This window comes from Pseudoalteromonas sp. Xi13, from assembly GCF_003952205.1.
GTDB lineage: Bacteria > Pseudomonadota > Gammaproteobacteria > Enterobacterales > Alteromonadaceae > Pseudoalteromonas > Pseudoalteromonas atlantica.
Genome location: NZ_CP034439.1, coordinates 1,461,286 through 1,484,586 on the forward strand (window position 1 = coordinate 1,461,286; position 23,301 = coordinate 1,484,586).

22 protein-coding genes are annotated in these 23,301 nt (G+C 41.3%); 17 read left to right on the forward strand and 5 right to left on the reverse strand.

Features of this window, described 5'->3' with window-relative positions:
* Positions 1 to 30: 30 nt before the first annotated feature.
* The 3 genes from EJ103_RS06640 to EJ103_RS06650 all read right to left on the reverse strand — a co-directional run bounded on the left by EJ103_RS06640 (position 31) and on the right by EJ103_RS06650 (position 2,307).
* Positions 31 to 510, reverse strand: coding sequence for a hypothetical protein (locus EJ103_RS06640; protein ID WP_029772054.1), 480 nt, complete (start codon positions 508 to 510; stop codon positions 31 to 33).
* An 82-nt stretch (positions 511 to 592) separates the two neighbouring features.
* Positions 593 to 2,089, reverse strand: coding sequence for a DUF3413 domain-containing protein (locus EJ103_RS06645; protein WP_126006616.1), 1,497 nt, complete (start codon positions 2,087 to 2,089; stop codon positions 593 to 595).
* A 5-nt stretch (positions 2,090 to 2,094) separates the two neighbouring features.
* Positions 2,095 to 2,307, reverse strand: coding sequence for a DUF1414 domain-containing protein (locus EJ103_RS06650; protein WP_004588923.1), 213 nt, complete (start codon positions 2,305 to 2,307; stop codon positions 2,095 to 2,097).
* A gap of 62 nt (positions 2,308 to 2,369) precedes the next feature.
* Between EJ103_RS06650 and yejK the strand changes: the two genes are divergently transcribed.
* Positions 2,370 to 3,386, forward strand: coding sequence for a nucleoid-associated protein YejK (gene yejK, locus EJ103_RS06655; RefSeq protein WP_004588924.1), 1,017 nt, complete (start codon positions 2,370 to 2,372; stop codon positions 3,384 to 3,386).
* A 934-nt stretch (positions 3,387 to 4,320) separates the two neighbouring features.
* On the opposite strand, the gene rne is transcribed toward yejK, so the two are convergent.
* Positions 4,321 to 7,653: a ribonuclease E gene (gene rne / locus EJ103_RS06660; protein WP_126006618.1), complete on the reverse strand. Its 3,333-nt coding sequence runs from the start codon at positions 7,651 to 7,653 to the stop codon at positions 4,321 to 4,323.
* 756 nt (positions 7,654 to 8,409) lie between these two features.
* Here rne and rluC point away from each other — a divergent pair.
* Both rluC and EJ103_RS06670 read left to right on the forward strand, forming a co-directional pair.
* The gene (gene rluC, locus EJ103_RS06665; RefSeq protein ID WP_004587682.1) at positions 8,410 to 9,369 is read left to right on the forward strand and encodes a 23S rRNA pseudouridine(955/2504/2580) synthase RluC; all 960 of its coding nucleotides are present in this window, start codon (positions 8,410 to 8,412) and stop codon (positions 9,367 to 9,369) included.
* A complete protein-coding gene (locus tag EJ103_RS06670) occupies positions 9,369 to 10,028 on the forward strand; it encodes an HAD-IA family hydrolase (protein ID WP_126006620.1) in 660 nt (219 codons plus the stop codon). Before rluC ends, EJ103_RS06670 begins: the two co-directional genes overlap by 1 nt.
* Here the strand turns inward: EJ103_RS06670 and EJ103_RS06675 are convergent.
* Positions 10,025 to 10,618, reverse strand: coding sequence for a Maf family protein (locus EJ103_RS06675; RefSeq protein WP_126006622.1), 594 nt, complete (start codon positions 10,616 to 10,618; stop codon positions 10,025 to 10,027). The two genes, EJ103_RS06670 and EJ103_RS06675, sit on opposite strands and share 4 nt — an antisense overlap.
* A gap of 131 nt (positions 10,619 to 10,749) precedes the next feature.
* Here EJ103_RS06675 and yceD point away from each other — a divergent pair, with 131 nt between their 5' ends.
* From yceD to EJ103_RS06745, 14 genes are all read left to right on the forward strand, one after another.
* The gene (gene yceD, locus EJ103_RS06680; protein WP_004587685.1) at positions 10,750 to 11,274 is read left to right on the forward strand and encodes a 23S rRNA accumulation protein YceD; all 525 of its coding nucleotides are present in this window, start codon (positions 10,750 to 10,752) and stop codon (positions 11,272 to 11,274) included.
* A 10-nt stretch (positions 11,275 to 11,284) separates the two neighbouring features.
* Positions 11,285 to 11,455 carry a 50S ribosomal protein L32 gene (gene rpmF, locus EJ103_RS06685; protein WP_004587686.1) on the forward strand — a complete coding sequence of 57 codons (171 nt, stop codon included), beginning with the start codon at positions 11,285 to 11,287 and terminating at the stop codon, positions 11,453 to 11,455.
* An 11-nt stretch (positions 11,456 to 11,466) separates the two neighbouring features.
* Complete coding sequence (plsX, locus tag EJ103_RS06690; protein ID WP_004587687.1) at positions 11,467 to 12,504, forward strand: phosphate acyltransferase PlsX; 1,038 nt, start codon at positions 11,467 to 11,469, stop codon at positions 12,502 to 12,504.
* A gap of 53 nt (positions 12,505 to 12,557) precedes the next feature.
* On the forward strand, positions 12,558 to 13,484 hold the full coding sequence (gene fabD / locus EJ103_RS06695) for an ACP S-malonyltransferase (RefSeq protein WP_004587688.1): 927 nt from the start codon (positions 12,558 to 12,560) through the stop codon (positions 13,482 to 13,484).
* Between the two features lie 11 nt (positions 13,485 to 13,495).
* Positions 13,496 to 14,242 (forward strand): 3-oxoacyl-ACP reductase FabG, encoded by a 747-nt coding sequence (gene fabG, locus EJ103_RS06700; protein WP_126006624.1) that lies wholly within the window; start codon positions 13,496 to 13,498, stop codon positions 14,240 to 14,242.
* Positions 14,243 to 14,492: 250 nt separating this feature from the next.
* Positions 14,493 to 14,729: an acyl carrier protein gene (gene acpP / locus EJ103_RS06705; protein ID WP_004587690.1), complete on the forward strand. Its 237-nt coding sequence runs from the start codon at positions 14,493 to 14,495 to the stop codon at positions 14,727 to 14,729.
* Between the two features lie 272 nt (positions 14,730 to 15,001).
* The gene (gene fabF, locus EJ103_RS06710) at positions 15,002 to 16,240 is read left to right on the forward strand and encodes a beta-ketoacyl-ACP synthase II (RefSeq protein WP_004587691.1); all 1,239 of its coding nucleotides are present in this window, start codon (positions 15,002 to 15,004) and stop codon (positions 16,238 to 16,240) included.
* Positions 16,241 to 16,313: 73 nt separating this feature from the next.
* Complete coding sequence (gene pabC / locus EJ103_RS06715) at positions 16,314 to 17,117, forward strand: aminodeoxychorismate lyase (RefSeq protein ID WP_126006626.1); 804 nt, start codon at positions 16,314 to 16,316, stop codon at positions 17,115 to 17,117.
* The gene (mltG, locus tag EJ103_RS06720) at positions 17,111 to 18,097 is read left to right on the forward strand and encodes an endolytic transglycosylase MltG (RefSeq protein ID WP_126006628.1); all 987 of its coding nucleotides are present in this window, start codon (positions 17,111 to 17,113) and stop codon (positions 18,095 to 18,097) included. Before pabC ends, mltG begins: the two co-directional genes overlap by 7 nt.
* 7 nt (positions 18,098 to 18,104) lie before the next feature.
* Positions 18,105 to 18,731, forward strand: a complete 627-nt coding sequence (gene tmk, locus EJ103_RS06725; protein ID WP_126006630.1) for a dTMP kinase — start codon at positions 18,105 to 18,107, stop codon at positions 18,729 to 18,731.
* A gap of 1 nt (position 18,732) precedes the next feature.
* Positions 18,733 to 19,647 (forward strand): DNA polymerase III subunit, encoded by a 915-nt coding sequence (locus EJ103_RS06730; protein ID WP_126006632.1) that lies wholly within the window; start codon positions 18,733 to 18,735, stop codon positions 19,645 to 19,647.
* Positions 19,648 to 19,658: 11 nt separating this feature from the next.
* A complete protein-coding gene (locus tag EJ103_RS06735) occupies positions 19,659 to 19,985 on the forward strand; it encodes a PilZ domain-containing protein (RefSeq protein ID WP_004587696.1) in 327 nt (108 codons plus the stop codon).
* Positions 19,986 to 20,337: 352 nt separating this feature from the next.
* Positions 20,338 to 21,117, forward strand: a complete 780-nt coding sequence (locus EJ103_RS06740; protein WP_029773701.1) for a YchF/TatD family DNA exonuclease — start codon at positions 20,338 to 20,340, stop codon at positions 21,115 to 21,117.
* A 3-nt stretch (positions 21,118 to 21,120) separates the two neighbouring features.
* Complete coding sequence (locus tag EJ103_RS06745; RefSeq protein WP_126006634.1) at positions 21,121 to 22,980, forward strand: alkaline phosphatase D family protein; 1,860 nt, start codon at positions 21,121 to 21,123, stop codon at positions 22,978 to 22,980.
* Positions 22,981 to 23,301 lie beyond the last annotated feature (321 nt).

Below are 23,301 nucleotides of genomic sequence, written 5' to 3' on the forward strand. Positions count from 1 at the left end.
GCATAATTGAGTGTGATGGCAAAAGCTAAGTTATTGGTAGGAAGCTATTTTTTTCTCTAACTTTTTAATGCGCTTTTCAATTTCGGTGGTTTGCTTTTTATGATCTTTATTTATTATTTTTAATTGCTTGGTAATATCTTTGCTAATTAACTTTTTGTCCTCGTCATCTAAAATACGGTTGAGGCGCTGTTGCTGGTTGTATTCTGCGCGGTCTTTTTTACGTTTTATAATCGCTAATTTATTAGTATTACTTCTCAGCTCAGCTTGCAGGTCAAGCACAATCCGTTCGCGCTCTAATGCGTTTAGCTCTTTTGTGTAATCTTGTGCCGGTGCAGTATTAATTCCCGATACAGTATTAATTGTGTAGGCGGTAGCGTTATCGTTACAAGGGAATTGCGAAAAGATAGTGCCGTTTTTTGTCACGCATTTATAGTAAGTTGTGGCATTTTGCGCATGCAGAGAAAGTGGGCATACCATTACTGCGCATAAAAAAAGTGTGTGTTTTTGCATTAATTTCATCCCTGAGCGTTTACTATGATTTAGTAAATATAACCTAGCTTGGTGTTATAGCAAGCTAGGTTAAGGGATAGGGCTATTGTGTGTAGGTTTTTAGCTTTTTAATACTTTGTACTAAAAACGGGATATCGAGGCTTTGCTCAATAGAAAAACCTTCAGCGGCAGATATATTTTTATAGTTACCGTCTGAATCTATTAGCGTAATTCTATCTTTTTTGTAAGCAATTACTACGCCTTGCGAGTAATTAACGCCAGTGTCCGTTTTTTTCTTATACAGGTTTTCACCTAGCATGGTTTGTTTAACCACAGACTTACAGTTTAAGTATTGGCCTACACTGGTTGCAATAATATCACTGGGTTGAATAAGTCCATCTACCTTGGCTATTCGCTTATCTGAGCTGTATAACACCGATGATGTAACTACTTCCGAGCTATTATTAGCTAAGCTAAACGCAAAAATATGGGTATCGTCACTGCGAGGAGACGGATTATCTTCACCTTTAATGATTTTAATTGCGCTGTTTGAATGCGCTTGATCGTTTATAAAGTTTAGCTTTTCAATTCCAGCAAGTTCTATGCTTCTGCGCTGACTTTGCCACGCAGGTAAGGTTCGCTCTGATAAAATAGCCATTTTATAAAAAGAAGGTAAGCCATACACTAAACTAAACAAGCTATCGCCATGGTGTGTTGGCTGTAAGAACTGATCAGTTTTATGTAGGTTTTTATGCTTGGCAACAAAGCGTTTTAACTGCTCGTTGCTATCAAATACAAAAATATCGACTTGCTGCGCAGTGTAATCTTCACATTTTTGCATTGGCGCAGGTATTTGGTAATTAATATTTTGGTTATTAATTCTTACATTGTGAGCTTGTTTATAGCTTTCAATGTCGAGCAAATCATTTTTTGCTAATAAACTTTTAGCGGTCGTAGGGTACGACAGCGGTAGAACGTTATCTTGCTTCGTTATATCAAACTTTAAATTTGCATCTGCCCAAATGTGAATACTGTGGCTAAGTGCAAAACATAATACTAAAAACGAGCTGGCAAAACGGGCAAACTTAAGTTGTTTTAAACGCGCTAAGTGCTGCCACGTATAGTTACTTACAACTAACTGGAAGCCTAAAATGAGTAAAACAATCCCCCCGGCTAACAAGGTAGTAAGGGCGGGCGAGCTAGTTAGACGATGCCACAGTAAGGAAATGATTTCCGGTAGCGCAGAAGAGCTTAAATGATAGCCCAGATTAACGTATACATACGCATCAAGCGTTAAAATAGACGCCCCAAGCGTAGCAATAACGGCAGCCATACCTCGAATATGTCGAGGGTAGGGAAACACTAAGCTTAAAGGAAATACCGTCAGCACAAATGCTAAAAAAGCGATAAAGCTGGTATGGCTTAACCACGTCACTAACATATAGGTAATACCCATAAAGCTAGTTGGCGGTGAATCTGCAAATAAAAAACTTAGGCTAATAAAAAGCGCTAAACCAATATTTGCAAAAGTGAACCAGTGGCCCCAACTTAATAACTGACTCGCTTTTGACGAAAACTGATTGTGCTGCGATAAATTCATATAATTTATTTAACCGACTGAGCAAGTGCTTTTGCAAAGTTCTCAGTTACGGCTTGTCTTTTCCCTGCAGGTACATGCTCTTTTAGGATATGCGTGATAGAATTTCCTAAACACATAAGGCTTAAATCAACCGGCGCATTGTGTTGCGTTAGCACATCAATGAGCTGATCGACGATTTGTTCTACTTCTTCATTAGAGTATTTTGATAAGATTGGCATCAGTTGGTTCAATAAAAGAGTTATATTCTCGTATTTTAACACCAGAGGCGTGAAAAACAAAGATGACAACAGACGTTAAAAAATTAGTCGTTCATTATGTAGACAAAAAAGACGACGATACGCAAATTCACCTACGAAACGATGAAATGGTGATAAACGATAAAGTCGCTGTTTTTATCGAACAACTTCATCATGCATACAACTCAAAGCCAGGTAAAGGTTACTGTGCATTTAGTGGCGATAAAAACAGTGTTGTAGCCTCGGCAATGCAAAGCTATCGTAATGACGAGTTAGGCTTTTGGCACATGACCGAGCAGGCATCTACTGTTTTAAAAGAAGAGTTAGATAAATATGCCTTTAGCGAAACAGGCTACTTAGTATTTTGTCATTATCAGTATGTGGCTACTGATTACATGCTAATAGCTATGATCAATATTAAAGAGCACTACAGCATGACCTCTGAGCTTGATTTAGCAGCGTCGCGCCACTTAGACATATCGCGCATGCAACTAGCTGCACGTATCGATTTAACCGCGTGGGATACTCAAGCTGAGGACAATCGCTATATCTCTTTTATTAAAGGGCGAGCAGGTCGAAAAGTGGCAGACTTTTTCTTAGATTTTTTAGGTTGTGAAGAGGGCATAGACCCTAAACAGCAAAGCCAAGTGATGCTTAATGCCGTTGAAGACTATTTATCGGAGCAATCATTCGATAAATCAGAAAAAGACGAATTACGTAAGCAAGTATTTGATTACTGTAACGATTGCGTGACCACGGGTGAAGATGCAAGCGTTACTGAGCTCTCGGCTACGCTAACGAAAGGTGACGATAGTCCGTTTGATAACTTTTGCAAAGAGCAAAGCTACGATTTAGAAGACTCTTTCCCGGTCGATAAAAAAACGGTGACCAGTATGGTTAAGTTTTCGGGTTTAGGGGGCGGTGTTAGTGTTAGTTTTGAGCGTAAACATTTAGGTGAGCGCGTAACTTACAATGAAGCGACCGATACACTGGTTATTAAAGGCATTCCACCAAACTTAAAAGATCAGTTACAGCGCTTTATGGAAAATGAAAGCGAATAAACTCATTTGATCTAGTTAAAAGCCGATTTAAGAGCGCGATATTTATATCGCGCTTTTTTATTACCTTTAATTTAGTTTTATTAATGCTCTAAAGCGCAGCGCCTCTAAATCTCTTCGAGGGTAAATCCTTTATTACAGGCTTTGCCCGTCACGCCAACAAGTTGTGCGTCTACAAGTTAATATTATTCACGGTGTTAAAGTTCTGCTGTAGGCGCAAAGCTTGCTTGCGCGAGAAGCAGCGCAGCTATTTATTTTTGCAAATAAAGATCTATTGCACAAAGAGAAGTGAATGAGAAGAAAATGAGAAAACAACACCAATTCAAACAATTATTTTTTCATTTCTTCTCTAAAGCGCAGCGCCTCTAAATCTCTTCGAGGATAAATCCTTTATTACGGGCTTTGCCCGTCACGCCAACAAGTTGTGCGTCTACAAGTTAATATTATTCACGGTGTTAAAGTTCTGCTGTAGGCGCAATGCTTACTTGCGCGAGAAGCAGCTATTTATTTTTGCTAATAAAGATCTATTGCACAAAGAGAAGTGAAAGAGGAGTAAATGAGAAAGTACAAGCTATTGTTTATTAGCTGAGCCCTTCAAATTAGCTTGTTTAGCTTTATTACTCACTCTAAAAGCGCAGCGTCTCTTATCCTCTTTGTGAATATGCGTTTATTACGGGCTTTGCCCATCACGCCAACAAGCTGAGTGTACAATTTAAAATTCACTGTATGAAATTTCGCCCGTAGGCGTGAAGCTTGCTCACGCGAGAATCAGCGTTTTGGTTTTTTCAATTTTTTACTAATAAAAAAATGAAGATCTATTGCACAAAGAGAAGCGAAAGAGGGGTAAATGACAAAACATATTTCAGGACAAGACAGGTATTAAAACAAAAAAGCCGCGCTATTTTTACATAGCGCGGCTTTTTAATGAGGCTAAGGGTTACTCAGCGCTCATTGTTTTAGTCATGTCTGAACTAGCACGACCTGCAGGTTTAATTGACCCTGCGCGTAAGCCACTATCAGGAACTAACTCACGTTTATCGTGTGCCATGGCAACTGATGTATGCTTTACGTCGCTATCAGCAACTGGTGTCGGTTGAGCCATAGGTGCGCTTGCCGCCCCTTTGCTTATAACCGTTTTTGCATTGGCATCTTTTTGTTCAGCTGCTTTTGGCTCTGCTTTAACAGGCTCTGGTGTTGCTGGTTGCTCAGCTACTTCAGGCTCTACTTTAACAGGTTCAGGTTTCGCTGGTTGCTCAACTACTTCAGGCTCTGCTTTAACAGGCTCTGGTGTTGCTGTTTGCTCAACTACTTCAGGCTCTGCTTTAACAGGCTCTGGTGTTGCTGGTTGTTCAGCTACTTCAGGCTCTGCTTTAACAGGCTCTGGTGTTGCTGGTTGTTCAGCTACTTCAGGCTCTGCTTTAACAGGCTCTGGTGTTGCTGGTTGTTCAGCTACTTCAGGCTCTGCTTTAACAGGCTCTGGTGTTGCTGGTTGCTCAGCTACTTCAGGTTCTGATTTCACAGGCTCAGATGCTGTTATTGGTTGCTCAGTAACAACAACTGGCTCTTCAGCTGTTTCAGGATCAACAGTTTGTACTGCATCGTCATTGGCTGTTGGTTGCTCTGCTTTAGGGGCAGCTTCAACTTTAGCTAAATCTTCTACAGCTAACGCTTGCTCAACATTTTCTGTTGCATCGTTTGAGGTTGGCTGTTCAGCTTTTGCTTTTAGCTCTGCCTCATACTCAGCGGCAGCTTGATCTGCTACTGGCACAAATGCCGGAGCTTCATCTGCTTTTTCTTCTGTAGCTTCACTTTGTTCAGGACGACGGCGACGCTGCCCCGAAGCGCGAAGGTGACGAGGAGAACGGCGTGAACGCGTACGTGTTTGCCCTTGCTCATCTTCAGAGTTTGCTTCGTCAGTTGACGCTGCAGCTATTGGCTTTTCTTCTTGCTCAGGTTGTGCCTTAGGCGCTTGCTCTTTCACAGGTGCAGGTTTTGTTTGCTCTGACTTTTGCTCATTTGTAGTTTGCTTTGCTGCTGGCGCTTGCTCTTGCGCTTTAGGCTGCTCTACTTGAGCTGTTTCAGTGCTTTGCTGCGCTTGCTCAGTAGTATCAGATGCTTTTACTTGCTCAGTATTTTCATCTTGGATACGTACTTTTTTGCGAACATTACGACGTTGACGGCGAACTTTTGGCTTTTGCTCTTTAGGCTCAGTGCTTTGCTTAGCCTCAGTTTCATTCGCTTTTACGTCCGTTTTAACTTGCTCTTTGTCTGCGGTACGATTGTCGTTATTACGGTTATCGTTACGCTTACGCGAGTTAGGATTACGACGGCGCTTATTGCGGTTCTCGTTTTTCTCTTGGCTTTCGTTCGCGGTAGACTCAGTTTTCACTTCTTCTTCAGCAGGACGTTCACCACGAGGTTTAGAGCGAGAGTTATTACGACGACGCTGGTTGTTATTGCGGCGACGGTTGTCACTGTTACCACGGCGATTGTTATTACGTGTTTGCTGTTGCTTTTCTTGCTCAGCTTTTTCTTTTGCTTGCTTTTCTTCTTCGCTTTCACCAGCAAATAACGACTTAAACCAATTACCAATAGCAGCCAATAGGCCACCTTCAACCTTAGGTACAGCAACAGGCGCTGCTGGTTTGTCTACTTTAGCTTGTGGCGCTGGCGTTGAAGGCATAACAACACCTTTAAGCATCGGCTCTTCACGAACAGGCGCAGCTGCTGGTTTAGCCATTTCGAACGATTCTGGCTCAGGTGCAACAACTTGCTCGTAACTTACTGTTTCTAGTGTTTCGTCTTTACGTAAACGCATCACTTCGTAGTGCGGTGTTTCCATGTGTTGATTAGGAATAATAACCACATCACATTTATGATGCTTTTCAATACGATGAACGCTTCTGCGCTGCTCGTTTAATAAATAAGCGGCAACCGCTACAGGCACTTGTGCATTTACTTGTGCTGTGTTGTCTTTAATTGCTTCTTCTTCAATTAAACGCAAAATAGACAAGGCGATAGACTCGTTAGAACGAATAGTACCTTGGCCGCTACAACGCGGACATGGGCCTTGGCTTGCTTCACCTAGTGAAGGGCGCAAACGCTGGCGCGACATTTCAAGTAAACCAAAGCGCGAAATTTTACCAATTTGTACACGCGCACGATCTGGACGAGCGGCATCTTTTAAGCGGTTTTCTACTTCACGCTGATGGCGTGGCGGTGTCATATCGATAAAGTCGATAACAATTAAGCCACCTAAGTCGCGAAGACGTAATTGACGCGCAATTTCATCAGCCGCTTCTAAGTTAGTATTCAGTGCTGTTTCTTCGATATCTCCGCCTTTTGTTGCTTTAGACGAGTTGATATCAATAGAGGTAAGCGCTTCTGTTGGGTCAATTACAATTGAACCACCTGAAGGTAAGCGTACTTCACGTTGGAACGCAGACTCAATTTGGCTTTCAATTTGGTAATGCGTAAACAATGGCGTGTCGCCTTGATAAAGCTTTACGCGGCTCATAAAGTCAGGGCGAAAACGCTCAATGTGCGCTTTAGCTTCTTCAAATACACGTGGTTTATCAATTAATATTTCACCAATATCACGACGTAAATAATCGCGAATAGCGCGGAAAATTACATTGCTTTCTTGGTGAATCAAAAACGGTGCTTTAGCACTGTCGGCTGCTTGTTGAATTGCTTCCCAATGTACTAAAAGTGCTTTTAAATCGTAGTTTAATTCTTCAAACGATTTGCCAACACCTGCTGTACGAACAATTAAGCCCATACCTTTAGGAAGTTCTAAACGGCTAAGTGCTTCTTTAAGGTCTGTACGCTCATCGCCTTCAATACGACGAGAAATACCGCCTGCACGAGGGTTGTTTGGCATTAGCACTAAGTAGCTACCCGCTACACTAATAAAGGTAGTAAGGGCCGCGCCTTTTTGGCCGCGCTCTTCTTTATCAACTTGTACAATTACTTCTTGGCCTTCTTTAATCACGTCGCGAATATTTGGGCGACCATGAAAAGTGTAACCTTGTGGGAAGTAAGTACGGGCAATTTCTTTTAAAGGAAGGAAACCATGACGATCGGCGCCGTAATCTACGAAAGCCGCTTCTAAAGAGGGTTCAATGCGTGTGATTTTGCCTTTATAAATATTGGCTTTTTTCTGTTCGTGACCTGGGCTTTCTATATCTAAATCATATAGGCGCTGGCCGTCAACCAGTGCTACGCGCATTTCTTCTTGCTGCGTTGCATTGATTAGCATACGTTTCATATTGTTACTCTACTTATTTTTTGTCGCTGACATGACGAAACGTGTTCGCCTGTTCAGTTGTTCCTTTTTTTAGAATGTGCAGCCTCACGACTGGGTCTGTAACGGAACGCTCTGTAATGTGTATGCAGTATTTTTTAAATGCTGGCTAACAATAACGTACGCTTACGTTATTAAATTCTTTATGGTGCTAAAACTGTCGGCTCTTACGCTCTTTACAAGTTTTACCCAGAAGTTGGCCTGTCATATCAATCTTTTTAGTACGTTTATGTTAGGCGCGTAGGGCTCGTTAAGTAACTTAAATACGATGAGTATTTTCTAAGTACTTGCGAGCAAAGTTCGCTGCCGAATGTTAATAAACGCTTATTTACTAGATTTTTAGTTCTAAATAAGCTGCTATACGGTACTACGTGTGAGCAAATGCTGAACAACGTTTTTACGTCGTCACTATCAAACAAATTATTTGTTCATTGCTTTTATTTTTACATTAAATGTAAATTCATGTTCAAACTTAACCAGTAATATATTACGCGCATTACTGTTAGTTGATCGCACGTGTTAACTGAGTAGGCATAAAAGCTTTGGAAAACTTAACTCGGATCTGTATGATCGGCTACCCAGAATGTGCATCACGAATGTTTTAATGTGTTAAAAAGCACCGTTGTTATTTGCAAATACTAAATATTTGCGCTGCTGATTATCCCACTATTATAACCGTGTTAGCAACTAAATTATTTTACTTAAATCAGTGATTAGGCAATGTCAGAAAAAACCGGCTTACAAGTAACTTTTGTCACAATCAACGAAGACCATTTAGGTCAGCGTATTGATAACTTTCTTATTACCCATTTAAAAGGGGTGCCTAAAAGCGCTGTTTATAAAATTTTACGCAAAGGCGAGGTACGCGTTAATAAAAAGCGTATTAAGCCAGTTTACAAATTACAGCTTGATGATGTAGTGCGTATTCCGCCAATTAAAGTAGCAGAGCGCGAAGAGTTTGTGCCTAAAAAGCTTGATAAAGTAAAGCAATTAGAAGACGCTATACTCTTTGAAGATAAATACCTTATTGTAATTAATAAACCCTCGGGCATGGCTGTACATGGCGGCAGTGGCTTAAGCTACGGTTTAATAGAAGCACTACGCGTATTACGCCCAGATGAGCGCAGTTTAGAGCTAGTACATAGGCTTGATAGAGACACATCGGGGTGTTTATTAATTTCTAAGCGTCGCTCGGTACTTACCGCATTGCATGAGCAGCTGCGTGAAAAAACAATGGAAAAAAATTACTGGGCGTTGGTAACAGGGCAGTGGGATTCGTCGGTTAAAAATGTAACTGAAGGGCTGCGTAAAAACACCCTCAAGTCGGGCGAGCGCGTGGTGCGTGTAGATAATAACGAAGGTAAACCTTCACATACTCGCTTTAGAGTACTTGAGCGTTTTAACGAGTGCTCGTTAGTGCAAGCCTCACCTGTGACTGGACGTACTCACCAAATTCGTGTTCATACACAGTGTAAAGGCCACCCTATTGCATGCGATGATAAATACGGCGACCAAGGGTTTGATGTATCAATGCGCAAAATAGGCTTAAACCGCTTATTTTTACACGCCCACGATTTAAGCTTTTATCACCCTAAAAACGAAACTACCATGCGTGTAGAGGCACCGCTTGATAACGCACTTAAAAGTTGTATTTTAAAATTAAGAGATGCTAAAGCGTAATGACCACCGCTGTATTAAAAAAATATAAACTGGTTATTTTTGATTGGGATGGCACTGTAATGGACTCAATTAGCAAAATTGTTAATTGTATTCGTCACAGTGCGCTGGCGCTTAATATTGAGCCGCCGAGCGACACTGCAATTAAAAATATTATTGGTATGTCGCTTGAACTTGCTATTGAGGTGCTATTTCCTGACGAGGTAGCGCATCATCCCGCATTAGTTAACGGCTATAAACAGCAATACCGTGTTGATACGACTGCCACTCCTGTATTTGATAATGTAGAAAATGTACTAAGTGCGTTAAAAGCACAAGGGGTTATTTTAGCGATTGCCACCGGTAAAGGGCGTGATGGTTTAATGCGTTTATTAGAGCAAACTCAATTAGGGCATTACTTTAGTGCCACGCGCACAAGCGATGAAGCGCGCTCTAAACCTTCCCCCGATATGCTTGAACAACTATTAGCTGAATTAGCAATAAATGCCGACGAAGCACTCATGATTGGGGATACCAAAATAGATATGGCCATGGCACAGGCAGCCAACATAGATAGAATTGGCGTTACCATGGGCGTACACAGTGCAGCGCAGTTAAGTGAGTTTAGCCCCGTTGCAACCGTTGATAATTACCAGCAGCTGCAACGCATACTACTTGGCTAAGGTTGAGCGGCGAGTATGTCGAGATTAAACTCAGCCAATAGCTGGCTGAGTTTAATAAGAGGCAAGCCTATTAAGCTATTAGGATCGTCTCCGTTTAATTTTTCAAATAAGCAAATCCCTAATCCTTCACTTTTAAAGCTCCCAGCACAGTTATATGGCTGCTCTGCATCGCAGTAGGCTTCTATTTGCTCTTTGGTGAGTGTTCTAAATACTACCTCAAAAGGCTCTATTAACGTTTTTGCTTTATCGCTAGCAATATCGTAAACACACAGGCCAGTTAAAAACGTGACAGTTTGGCCGCTAAACAAAGAAAGCTGCTTTATGGCGTTTTCTTTATTATGAGGTTTACCAAGTATTTGCCCATCAAATACGGCCACTTGGTCGGAGCCGATTGCAAGGCCTTTAACAAAATGATCGCAAGCGGCACGCGCTTTGCGCTCGCTTAGGCGCTTAACAAGTTGCTCAGGGGTTTCGTTTGGTATAGCTGTTTCGTCAATATCAGGCGAAAAAGTACTAAATGGCAGATTAAATTTTTGCAATAAAGACTGCCTAAATGGCGAGCTTGACGCTAATATAAGCGGGTGCTTCATAAATTATTATCCTAATTAAAATTAGTTTGAGTTAGGATAAATCAGATCCGTAATGAAAACACGTGAAAAACCATGTAAAAATGCTTTTTTGCTTTGACTAACCAATTAACTATCTATATGATGCAGCCCCTATGCAAAAGGTAAAAATTCCCATCACTCTTCATCCTGGGAAAGCAGCGCAACACCGTTTAACTTACGATGGTATTGTACCGCTTGAAAAACTTGCTCGTTTACGAGGTGTTGTACAGGAAGAAGTAGGTGAAATAGCGGTAAAAATTCAGTGCAAAACCGATGAGCAAGGTTTAGTTGTGATTAGTGGCAATTTGTCTACACACGTAACTGTAACTTGTCAGCGTTGTAATGATGATTTAGGGTTGGATTTGGATCAAGACTTTATGTATTCGCCTGTTGGTTTGGATGCTGAGTCAGATGATCTTCCTGAAGTCTACGATGAAGTAGCGCTTGATGAAAACGGTGAAATTAACGTGTTTGAGTTAATCGAAGACGAGCTAATTTTAGCAGTGCCATTAGTGCCTACACACAACGAAGCTTCGTGCAATTACTCATCAAAGCCTGCTAGCTTTGGTGTACTAAAGGCGGAAGATGATAAACCAAATCCATTTGATATTTTGAAACAACTTAAGAAAGATTCTTAGGAGAAGACTAATGGCTGTACAAAAAAGCAAAAAGTCTCGTGCAAGACGCGGCATGCGCCGTTCACACGATGCGATCAACGGTCCAACTTTAACAGTTGACCAAACTTCAGGTGAGACTCATCGTCGTCACCATGTAACTGCTGACGGTTACTACAAAGGCGTTCAAGTAATTTCTAACTAAGAGATTGCTTTATGCTGACTAATCTAACCATAGCGTTAGATATGATGGGGGGCGATTATGGCCCCCGTTCATCTATCCCCGCTGCCGTTTGCGCAGTAAATGCTCATGCCAATTTAACACTCATTTTATGTGGCAACGAGCAAGTAATTACTAATCAATTAGAATCCCTCGATTCACTTTCACACCCACGTTTAATTATTCGCCATTGCAGCGAAGTTGTCACTAATGCCTGCGAACCCGCTTTAGCTGTGCGTTCTAAAAAAGACTCCTCTATGCGTGTCGCCCTTGATTTAGTTAAATCGGGTGAAGCACAAGCCTGTGTAAGCTCGGGAAACACCGGCGCTTTATTTTTTATGGCTCATTACGTATTAAAAATGCTGCCTGGCGTTAAACGCCCTGCATTGATATCGGCCGTTCCTACAGAGCGAAAAAATCCAGTTTATCTGCTTGATTTAGGCGCTAATGTACATTGTGATTCAGAAATACTTTATCAATTTGGCATTATGGGCTCGGTAGTAGCAGGCCAAGCTCTTGGCTGCGACAACCCTAAAGTGAGTTTACTTAATATTGGCTCTGAAGACATAAAAGGCCATGAAGGCATAAAGCAAGCAGCGCAGCTTATGCAGCAAAGCCCTTATATTAATTACACGGGTTACAGTGAAGGCAGTGATATTTTTTCGGGGAAAGCCGATGTCATTGTGTGTGAAGGGTTTGTCGGAAACGTTGCATTAAAAACCTGCGAAGGCATTGCTAAACTGATCATGAAAAAGTTTACAAGCGCCCTAGAAAAGCACTTAATTTACAAATGCATGGCGTTTATTTTAAGTCCTATCATAAAAAAACTCTATAATCGGGTGAACCCCGACCAGTATAACGGTGCTTCTCTGGTAGGATTGCGCGGTATTGTCGTTAAAAGCCATGGAAATGCATCAGCAAAAGCATTTCAAGCAGCAATCGATGAAGCGGTAAAAGAGGTTGAACGTCAACTTCCAGATAAAATAGCCGCTATTTTCGAAAAAACACATTCTAAAAACTCGGCGGCCGAATAACGTTTAGGTGCCGTAGTTACACTAAATTTTTGTTTAATTAAAAAGAGCAAAGTATGGCACAAAAAATTGCACTTCTATTTCCTGGTCAGGGCTCACAAAGCGTTGGCATGTTAAGCGAGCTACTAGAGAGCTCTGACATTGTAAAAGCAACCTTTAGCGAAGCGTCAAGCGCACTTGGCTACGATTTAGCAGCGCTTGTACTAAATGGCCCAGAAGAAGAACTTAATCAAACTCACCGCACTCAACCTGCTTTATTAACAGCAAGCGTGGCAATTTACCGCCACTGGTTAGCTGCAAACCCAGATGTGGATGTGGTTATGGCTGGTCACAGCTTAGGTGAATACTCTGCATTGGTATGTAGTGACGTTATTAGCCTAGGTGAAGCGGTAAAACTTGTTGAAAACCGTGGCTTATACATGCAAGAAGCTGTGCCTGCGGGCGTAGGCTCTATGGCTGCCATTATTGGTTTAGGTGATGAGCAAATAAAAACAGCATGTGAAGAGTCTGCACAAGGCGAGGTTGTTTCACCGGTAAATTATAACTCACCAGGGCAAGTGGTTATTGCAGGGCATAAAGCTGCTGTTGATAGAGCTTCACAAGCGTGTAAAGATGCCGGCGCAAAACGTGCCTTACCACTGAGTGTAAGCGTACCTTCACATTGTGAACTAATGAAACCAGCGGCTGAAAAACTTGCCAACGATTTAGCCGCTTTAACATTTAATACACCTAAGTGTGATGTAATTAATAATGTTGATGTAAAAGCACAAAGCTCGGCTGATGCAATTAAAGATGCATTGGTACGTCAACTATACAGCCCAGTTCGTTGGACAGAAACAGTACAGGCTTTAGTTGCTCAAGGCATTACGCAAAGCTACGAATTTGGCCCAGGTAAAGTATTAACTGGCCTTGCAAAACGAATTGATAAAGCAATGGTATGTGGCTCAGTAAATGACGCTGCTGCTATCGACGCTGCAAAATAAGAGAATATAAAATGACTAATTTATTTTCATTAGAGGGCAAAGTTGTCCTAATTACTGGCGCAAGCCGTGGTATTGGTAAAGCAATTGCGAACACTTTAGTAGCGCAAGGCGCAAAAGTAGCAGGTACTGCTACGAGTGAGTCAGGCGCGGCTAAAATTAGCGATTACTTAGGTGATAACGGTAAGGGTTATGCTTTAAACGTAACCGATCCTGCATCGATTGAGGCTACATTAGCAGCAATAAAAGCCGACTTTGGCGATGTTGACGTACTTGTAAATAACGCAGGTATTACCCGTGATAATTTATTAATGCGTATGAAAGACGGTGAGTGGGACGATATTATCGACACTAACTTAAGCTCTATCTTCCGTTTATCTAAAGCGGTATTACGCCCAATGATGAAGAAAAAGAACGGCCGTATTATTAATATTGGCTCAGTTGTGGGCACTATGGGTAATGCAGGCCAAGCTAACTACGCGGCAGCTAAAGCGGGTGTTATTGGCTTTTCTAAATCGCTTGCACGCGAAGTTGCATCGCGCGGCATTACAGTAAATGTAGTAGCCCCAGGTTTTATTCAAACTGATATGACCGATGAGCTAACAGAAGATCAAAAAGCGGCCACCCTTGCTAATGTACCAGCAGGTCGGTTAGGTCAGCCTGATGAAATAGCAGCGGCAGTGTGTTATTTAGCATCTGACGCGGCTGCGTATGTATCTGGCGAGACTTTGCATGTAAATGGCGCGATGTACATGGTTTAACCGCCATTGTTAAAAGTAAATGCTAAAAATAACTTAAGTAAGTGACCTCAAAAACATTGAAATTTTTATGATCTTGCTTTAAACATACTTGAAATCGCTGTGAAAATAAGCGATAAAAGACAAAACAAACACTCAGAGGTTTGACCAGACAATTATTTATGGTCAAATCATTGAATCAGAGAATTATGCGGCGTAAACTACGCCGCAATCTGAAAATAACGCATTGGCGTTTTTAATAAAGGAAAGAAGAATGAGCGATATCCAAGAACGCGTAAAAAAAATTATCATCGAACAGCTAGGTGTTAAAGAAGAAGAAGTTAAAAACGAAGCTTCTTTCGTAGACGACCTAGGTGCAGATTCTCTTGATACTGTTGAACTAGTTATGGCTCTTGAAGAAGAGTTTGATACTGAGATCCCAGATGAAGAAGCTGAAAAGATCACTACAGTGCAATCTGCAATCGATTACGTATCAGCTCACGCTGAGTAATTAATCGCATATTAAAGGCAGCATTCGCTGCCTTTAATCTATATATCCAAACCACCTCAAAGTTCATGATTCAAATTCACCCGCTTTTACTCTCTACTGCATTCATTTGTAATAGCACATCTTTAGTTGAATTTGAGACTCGCACTTTGAGGTCGCTTGGGTATGAATTCCCTTTGTAATGCCAATAGATTTAAACTTAGTGAGTTAAACGGCTTACTAAAATAATACTATTTTAATCAATTGGTTTAAATATCCCTTATTGGAGGCAAACCGTGGCTAAACGTCGAGTCGTCGTAACTGGCTTAGGAATGTTGACGCCGCTAGGTAATGATGTGCAATCTACCTGGCAAGGCTTATTAGATGGTAAAAGTGGTATACAAAATATAACCCACTTTGATACATCAAAATTTGGTACTAAATTCGCTGGACTCATAAATGACTTTGATGCAACTGCATACATGTCAGCGAAAGATACTAAAAAAATGGACTTATTTATTCAGTACGGCATTGCAGCGGGTGTTCAAGCCTTTCAAGACTCAGGCCTTGAAGTTACTGAACAAAACGCAACACGTATTGGTGTAGCAGTAGGTTCAGGTATTGGTGGATTGACCCTCATTGAAGAAAACCACATAAAACTGCTTAACAGTGGCCCACGTAAGCTTTCGCCATTTTATGTGCCATCAACAATTATTAATATGATCTCGGGCCATTTATCAATGATGCATGGTTTACGTGGTCCTAATATTTCTATTGTGACGGCATGTACTACAGGCCTACACAATATTGGCCATGCAGCGCGTATGATTGCTTACGGCGATGCCGATGCGATGGTTGCCGGTGGCGCAGAAAAAGCCTGTACACCGATTGGTATGGGTGGCTTTAATGCTGCACGTGCGCTTTCTACCCGTAACGACGACCCACAAGCTGCGTCGCGTCCGTGGGACAAAGACCGCGATGGTTTTGTACTATCTGATGGTGCAGGTGTTGTTGTAGTAGAAGAGTATGAACACGCTAAAGCCCGTGGCGCTAAAATTTATGCTGAGCTTGTTGGCTTTGGTATGAGCGGTGATGCGTATCACATGACCTCGCCACCGGAAGACGGTGCAGGTGCGGCACTTGCTATGCAAAATGCATTAAACGATGCACAAGTAAATGCAGACCAAGTTGGTTACATTAACGCACACGGTACATCTACTAATGCAGGCGACAAAGCCGAAACGCAAGCTGTTAAAACTATTTTTGGCAGTGCAGCGCAAGATGTAATGGTAGGCTCGTCTAAATCGATGATGGGGCACCTATTAGGTGCAGCGGGTTCTGTAGAGTCTATTATTTCTATTTTATCGCTGGCCGATCAAAAAGTATCGCCCACCATTAACCTAGACAACCCAGATGAAGGCTGTGACTTAGATTACATAGCCCACACTGCACGTGATGCAAAACTCGACTTTGCATTGTGTAACTCATTTGGTTTTGGTGGGACTAATGGCTCGTTGCTATTTAAAAAGGTATAATCCTTTTTAACAACGAACCACATTATAAGAGCTCAGTTGTTTAACTGGGCTTTTTTTATGCAAGCCATTCAATATGCAAACAATAATAACAACCGATGATACAAGTGCGATTAATACACGCGATAGAGGCCTTAACTACGGTGATGGTTTTTTTACCACAGCCAAAGTAATTGCTGGGCAAGTAGAGCACTGGCAGTACCATAAAGCACGTTTGGTAGAATGCGCAGAACGCTTAGCGTTTCCTGCAATTAACTTTACTGAGCTTGAGCAACATATTGCAAAGGCGATTACTGGCTGCCAATTAAATGTGCTTAAAATAGTGATCACCCGCGGAGAAGGTGGGCGAGGCTATGGATTGCCGCAACACACCCATTTAACCATTTTAATTACCGTGTTAGAGTTTCCACAAAGCTACCCAGCATTAGCTAAAACAGGGGTGAGTTTAGCCCTAAGCCCAATAAAATTAGCAGCCCAACCTTTATTAGCCGGTTTAAAAACACTTAACCGACTAGAACAAGTGCTGATTAAAAATGCCATGGCAAAACAGCAATGTGACGATGTTTTAGTACTCGATCATCAAAACAATGTGATTGAAGCCTCGGCAGCTAATATTTTTGCTATTAGTGATAATAAGGTATATACGCCAAGCCTTGAGCAATGCGGTATTAAAGGGGTTTATCTGCAATCGTTATGTGATAAATTAGCGGTTGAATTTAAGCAAGTAAGCCTAAATGAATTAACCCAAGCTAGTGCTGTATTTATTTGTAATAGCTTAATGGGCGCTGTGCCCGTTAGTCGTATAGAACAACATACATTTAATGTTGAGCAAAGCATGTGTTTATTAAATGAATTATTAGCCAAGGAGGCTAAGTGTTAAAAGTTATTTTATCGGTATTATTGTTAGCTTTAGTTACAACGCTAGTAGGGTATCAGCAATTACAAGCAACAATAACTAGCCCGCTAAATATAACAACGCCTACCCAGTTTGAAGTTAAAAAAGGCATGGGCTTTAACCAGCTATGTAAACAATGGCAAGCTAATAATTGGTTAAAAAGCTGCTGGCGTTACCAAGTAATTGCAAAGCTTGACCCAACACTAACCGACTTAAAAGCCGGCTTGTACGAGCTAACGAATACAAGCGTTATTAATAATATAAAAAAAATAAACAACGGTGAGCAAATCAGTTTTAGCTTTACTATTATCGAAGGGCAAAACTTACGCGAAGTGATAGCAGCCATTAGTAGTGCGCCGCATCTAACTAATAACTTAAATACAGAGCAACTGGCGCAGCAAATAGTAGGAGAAAAAGGCCATTTAGAAGGGTGGCTGTTTCCAGATACGTATCATTATCACAGCGGTGATACTGCCAGTAGTTTATTAAAACGTGCGGCCGTTAAAATGCAGCAAACACTTGAGCAAGCATGGTCACAACGTGCAGAAAACCTACCGTATAAAAACGCATATGATGCACTTATCATGGCCTCTATTATCGAAAAAGAAACAGGCCTTGCCAGTGAGCGCCCGTTAATAGCCGCCGTATTTATAAATAGATTAAACGCAAATATGCGCCTACAAACCGATCCCACCGTAATATATGGCCTAGGGGAGAGTTTTGACGGTGACATTAAGCGAAAAGATTTACGCGATTACACACCCTATAATACGTATCGCATTAAAGGGCTGCCGCCAACACCCATTGCCATGCCCTCAAAAGCGGCTATTTTAGCAGCGCTTAATCCGCCTAAAACACAGTATGTTTATTTTGTGGCGAAGGGCGATGGCAGTCACCAATTTTCAACCACGTTAAAGCAACACAACGCGGCAGTTAAAACGTATATATTAAATAAAACGAATTAAACTTTATATGAAACCAAAATTTATTGTTATTGAAGGCCTTGAAGGCGCAGGTAAATCAACGGCTATTTCGTTATGCCAAGACTTTTTAAATAAAAAACAAATAGACTTTATTAACGTACGCGAGCCTGGTGGTACACCGCTTGCCGAGTCTTTACGTACTTTAGTAAAAGCCGAACATGAAGAAGACATAGCCTTTGAAACCGAACTACTTATTATGTACGCAGCTCGCTCGCAGCTTATGCATAATGTAATTAACCCGGCGCTTGATAAAGGGCAGTGGGTATTAGCAGATCGCCACGATTTATCATCTCAAGCGTATCAAGGTGGTGGGCGTGGCATTAGCGCTAATACGTTAGCGTCTTTGTCGTCTATGATATTAAAAGGGTTAAAACCTGATTTAACAATTTACCTAGACATAGACCCCGTAATAGGCCTTGAGCGTGCTAAAGGCCGTGGAGAGCTTGATAGAATTGAGCAAGAAGCCATTGAGTTTTTTCAGCGTACGCGCATGCGTTATGTTGAGCTGGCAAATGACGATAGCTCAATAAAAACCGTAGATGCCAACCAAAGCATTGATAAAGTACACCGCGATATAACCAATGTACTGCGCACCTTTTTTGAAGGGTTAAAATAACATGCCATTGCCATGGCTTAATAACGTAGAGCAACAGCTTGCGCAAAGTTATAAAGCGCAGCGTTTTCATCACGCGCAGTTGTTATGCGGGCCAAAAGGCGTTGGTAAGTTTGAGCTAAGCGAGCAATTAGCTAATAGCTTATTATGTCAAAATATTAATACCCATATGCAAAGCGAAGGTAGCAAGTTAGCCCCGTGCGGGCAGTGCAAAAGTTGCTCATTAACACTTGCGGGTAACCACCCTGATAAACGGCTAACGCAAGTTGAAGGGCAAAGCATTGGTGTTGACGATATTCGTGCGATAAGCGATTTTATGAACCACTCTGCTGCGCAAAATGGTAATAAAGTGGCCATTATTGAAAACTGTGAAAAAATGACCACGGCAGCAGCAAACGCGTTATTAAAAACCTTAGAAGAGCCCAGTAATAGCCGTTTTTTAATTTTAACCACAAGCCACACTGCGCAGTTACCTGCCACCATTTTAAGCCGCTGTGCTAAAACAGACATAAAAGTCGTAAACCCAGAAGCGGCTAAAACCTGGTTAGCCGATTTAAATATTAGTGACTATGTGTGGCTGCCTTTATTTTATACGCAACCACTTTTAATTAAACAGTGGCAAGCGCAAGAGCAGCTTCAACACATTGATACTTTATATAAATTTGCAACTGAGTTTAAACAAAGCCATAATTTTAGTCCGCTTGTAAATATTATAAACAAACAACCTGAGCTAATACGCATTTTTACATTATTTTTAAGCGAGCAATTAAAACAGCAGCTTATAATGGGTTTAAGCTTTGACGCGTACCAAAGTGCTCAGCAAGCGTTGAATGAATTTTTACAAAATAGCACAGAGGTACTCGGGCTTAATTTACCTCTAGCAGTGTCGCGTTTAGCGCATGCCCTGCGTAACATTTAATAGGAATACATATGCAAGAGCTTTTAGTTGATGTAGATAACCTTGACGAACTTTATCGTTGCTACATGCCTTATTTAAAAAAAGGCGGCCTATTTGTACGTACCAATATGCGTTACGAAATCGGCTATTCTTTAGCGCTCAGAGTGACTTTACCTGATGCGCTAGAAGATGACGTGGTAACGGGTAAAGTTGCCTGGATCACACCACAAGGCGCACAAAGCTCTAACCCACCAGGTATAGGCATTAGCTTTTTAGATGATAAAACAAATTTAAACGCTAAAATCGAAAAGCTATTAGGCACTATGTTAAACTCTGGTAATCCTACATATACCATGTAGTTTTAAACGCATTTGCTTAATAGTGATATGCATAAAGCAGCCGGTTAGCGAGCGCTTAACCCTCGTTAACTTGCAATACTAACTTGCTTATTCCAACTCGTTTAATACCCATTCGCTTACTTAAGTGATTTACTTTGAGGCTGGAAAAACGTGTTGATAGCTAGGTAAAAAATTCGCTATTTAGTTATTCTCGGCAATTGCTCTGCATTCATGCAGTCGTAAATGAAAATTTTTTATCGCAGGCAGCGACACGTTTAGCTTCGCAAAATGATTAGGTATTATTGCAAATTGGTATAACTAAGTATTTTGCAGGTTAGTATAATTTAACACCCAAAACCATACAGGCCGTATAGTGATTGTAGATTCTCATTGCCATTTAGATCGTCTTGATTTTGACAAATTAGATTTAAACCTAGATCAAGTACTCGACAACGCCCGCGCAAAGCAAGTAGAGCACTTTTTATGTGTAAGTGTAACGCTTGATCAATTTCCAAGCATGCTTGAAAAAATTAAACATTACGACGATGTATCGGCATCGTGTGGCGTGCATCCGCTTGATCAAAAAGATGCCCTTAATAAACAGCAACTCATTGATTTAGCATCGCATGAAAAAGTAGTCGCGATTGGCGAAACAGGCCTAGATTACTATTATTCAAAAGACACGCATGCAGTACAACAAGCCAGTTTTGTTGGCCATATTGAAGTAGCAAACGAACTACAAAAGCCACTGATTATTCATACCCGTGACGCCAGAGCCGATACCATTAACTTAATGCGTGAGCACAAAGCAGAAAACTGCGGTGGCGTACTGCACTGTTTTACCGAAGATTGGGATATGGCCAAAAAAGCGATTGATATGGGGTTTTATATCTCAATTTCAGGCATTGTTACCTTTAAAAATGCCGTAGAGCTTAAAGAAGTTGTAAAACAAATCCCACTCGATAGATTACTCATCGAAACAGACTCGCCTTATTTAGCACCTGTGCCGTACCGTGGAAAAACAAATCAGCCTGCGTATGTAGAAGATGTTGCCTACTATATTAGTGAGCTTAAAGGTATTAGCTTTAACGAGCTTGCAAAAGCAACAACGGATAACTTTTATTCACTTTTTAAATTAGCAGCAAAAGGCTAACACATGACTACTCAATCGGCGCAACTCCCACTTTTATTAATGGGGCCTATGGTGCGCCGAGCTGAGCAAAGTGGTATATGTATACAGTTTGCTACTTCACGCCCTGGCAATTGCCAAATCACACTTGAAAACCAACAAAGCTACAGCGAGCAGCAAAGCATTGCATTAGGTAAACACCTTTACCTGCATTTTATAATTATAAAACCTGTTGATAGCCAGTTTCCGCTCGACACATTATTAGCTTATACACTGCATATTAACGAGCAAAAAATTGACTTAACTCCTTGGTGCTTTGAAGGGCAAGCAGCGCCTTCGTTTGCAATTGCCAATAAGCTTACGCATATTTTACATGGCTCGTGTCGCAACGCACATCACCCCGCAAAAGACAGCTTAGTATCAGCAAGTGAATGGCAAAATGCCCAGCGCAGTAATAAACTGCAGGGCGCACAGCTTTTACTGCTTAGCGGAGACCAAGTTTACGCCGATGATGTTGCCGGCCCTATGCTATTGGCTATTCATCAGCTAATAGATGCATTAGGACTTTATAAAGAGCAACCGCTTGAGCTCAATTTACCAGCAGATATAAATGAGCAGCTTTTTAACCGCCATCATTACTTACCAAAAACGCCATGGCAAAAACGTTCAAAATTGGGCGTTGGGTACTGGCTAAAAAAAGACGAGCCTCATTTTTCTAGCGTAAAAGCGCATAATCACTTAATTCACTTTGAAGAATTTATAGCGCTGTATTTACTTAACTTTAGTGCCGCCGCGTGGCAATGCGTTGATATTAAAAATAGCCATTACACACAAGGCAATGAAAAAAATAACACCATTTTTAACGCCGAAAAAAAGGCGTTAATTGACTATGCAAAAGGCTTAAATCGCGTAGAGCGTTTATTTGCTAATGTATCTACCTTGATGATGTTTGACGATCACGATGTTACCGATGATTGGAACCTAACAGCAGGGTGGGAGCAAGCTATAAATCAAAACCCAAGTAGTAAACGCATCATTAATAATGGGCTAATAAGTTATTGGCTATTTCAAGGGCTGGGCAACGACGCGCTACATAAAACCGGCGCGCTTATAGATGATTTTAAACAAAGCCGTAACGCCAACAATAGTTGGCAGTTTAAAGATTTTGATAAGCCTCTGAACGAATTTAACTATTGGCATTATGAGCTTACCACCACGCCTAAAGTAGTTGTGCTTGATACCCGCACACACCGCTGGCGTAACGAAAGTAACTTTAATGAACCCTCAGGCTTACTTGATTGGGAGCGCTTAACAGAGCTTGAAGAAAGCCTGCTGAGCCACAGCAAAGTAATTATTGTATCGCCAGCGCCAGTGTTTGGCGTTAAATCAATAGAAGCAATACAGGCGGCGTTTAATATGTGCGGCCAGCCGCTTATGGTTGATGTAGAAAACTGGATGGCACACGAAGGATCGGCCAAAAAACTGCTTGATACCTTTAGGCGTACAGACACACCTAACGAAACGCTTATTCTATCGGGTGATGTGCATTATTCTTTTTGTTTTTCGGTGCAAAAACGCTTTGGCGATCACCCAAACCGCATATGGCAGCTCACCGCCAGTGGTATTAAAAACGAATTTCCGCGTAAGCTAATTAATGTACTCGATAAGCTCGACTCAATATTATACGGCCCCAAAAGCCCGCTTAACTTTTTCACCAAACGCTGGCATATGGAAGTAGATAAACACCAAACCAAAGGTGAAGGCCAAAAGTACCTAGTAAGCGACTCAGCTATTAGTTTAATTACACTGAAGCAAGGAGACTTAGCGCGTTATCAACTAATCCACGGCGACGGCCACACCACCGAGTTTGATTTAGAAGAGCAGTAAAGCCGCGAAAAATTTGTTGAGTGAATTAAAAACCTTAATTGCACAAAGAGAAGCGAATGAGGAGTAAATGAGAAGACACAACTAATGCAGACATTTTACTTTGTTTATTACCACTCTAAAGCGGAGCGTCTCAAAACCTCTTTGTGAAAAATAACAAATTTCAATTGCACAAAGAGAACTGAATGAGGAGTAAATGAGAAAACACAACTAATCCAGGCATTTTATTTATCACGACTCTAAAGCGGAGCGTCTCTAAACCTCTTTGTGATTAAAATAATATAAAAATTTGCACAAAGAGAAGAGCATAAGGAGTAAATGAGA

Bases quoted from the DNA above. Each gene is read 5' to 3' on its own strand.
- fabG (WP_126006624.1), top strand. From the start codon at position 13,496: ATGACTAATTTATTTTCATTAGAGGGCAAAGTTGTCCTAATTACTGGC.
- EJ103_RS06650 (WP_004588923.1), bottom strand. From the start codon at position 2,307: ATGCCAATCTTATCAAAATACTCTAATGAAGAAGTAGAACAAATCGTC.
- pabC (WP_126006626.1), top strand. From the start codon at position 16,314: ATGCAAACAATAATAACAACCGATGATACAAGTGCGATTAATACACGC.
- EJ103_RS06675 (WP_126006622.1), bottom strand. From the start codon at position 10,618: ATGAAGCACCCGCTTATATTAGCGTCAAGCTCGCCATTTAGGCAGTCT.
- rluC (WP_004587682.1), top strand. From the start codon at position 8,410: ATGTCAGAAAAAACCGGCTTACAAGTAACTTTTGTCACAATCAACGAA.
- rne (WP_126006618.1), bottom strand. From the start codon at position 7,653: ATGAAACGTATGCTAATCAATGCAACGCAGCAAGAAGAAATGCGCGTA.
- fabD (WP_004587688.1), top strand. From the start codon at position 12,558: ATGGCACAAAAAATTGCACTTCTATTTCCTGGTCAGGGCTCACAAAGC.
- yejK (WP_004588924.1), top strand. From the start codon at position 2,370: ATGACAACAGACGTTAAAAAATTAGTCGTTCATTATGTAGACAAAAAA.
- yceD (WP_004587685.1), top strand. From the start codon at position 10,750: ATGCAAAAGGTAAAAATTCCCATCACTCTTCATCCTGGGAAAGCAGCG.
- EJ103_RS06745 (WP_126006634.1), top strand. From the start codon at position 21,121: ATGACTACTCAATCGGCGCAACTCCCACTTTTATTAATGGGGCCTATG.
- EJ103_RS06670 (WP_126006620.1), top strand. From the start codon at position 9,369: ATGACCACCGCTGTATTAAAAAAATATAAACTGGTTATTTTTGATTGG.
- rpmF (WP_004587686.1), top strand. From the start codon at position 11,285: ATGGCTGTACAAAAAAGCAAAAAGTCTCGTGCAAGACGCGGCATGCGC.
- tmk (WP_126006630.1), top strand. From the start codon at position 18,105: ATGAAACCAAAATTTATTGTTATTGAAGGCCTTGAAGGCGCAGGTAAA.
- acpP (WP_004587690.1), top strand. From the start codon at position 14,493: ATGAGCGATATCCAAGAACGCGTAAAAAAAATTATCATCGAACAGCTA.
- EJ103_RS06730 (WP_126006632.1), top strand. From the start codon at position 18,733: ATGCCATTGCCATGGCTTAATAACGTAGAGCAACAGCTTGCGCAAAGT.
- EJ103_RS06735 (WP_004587696.1), top strand. From the start codon at position 19,659: ATGCAAGAGCTTTTAGTTGATGTAGATAACCTTGACGAACTTTATCGT.
- plsX (WP_004587687.1), top strand. From the start codon at position 11,467: ATGCTGACTAATCTAACCATAGCGTTAGATATGATGGGGGGCGATTAT.
- EJ103_RS06640 (WP_029772054.1), bottom strand. From the start codon at position 510: ATGCAAAAACACACACTTTTTTTATGCGCAGTAATGGTATGCCCACTT.
- EJ103_RS06645 (WP_126006616.1), bottom strand. From the start codon at position 2,089: ATGAATTTATCGCAGCACAATCAGTTTTCGTCAAAAGCGAGTCAGTTA.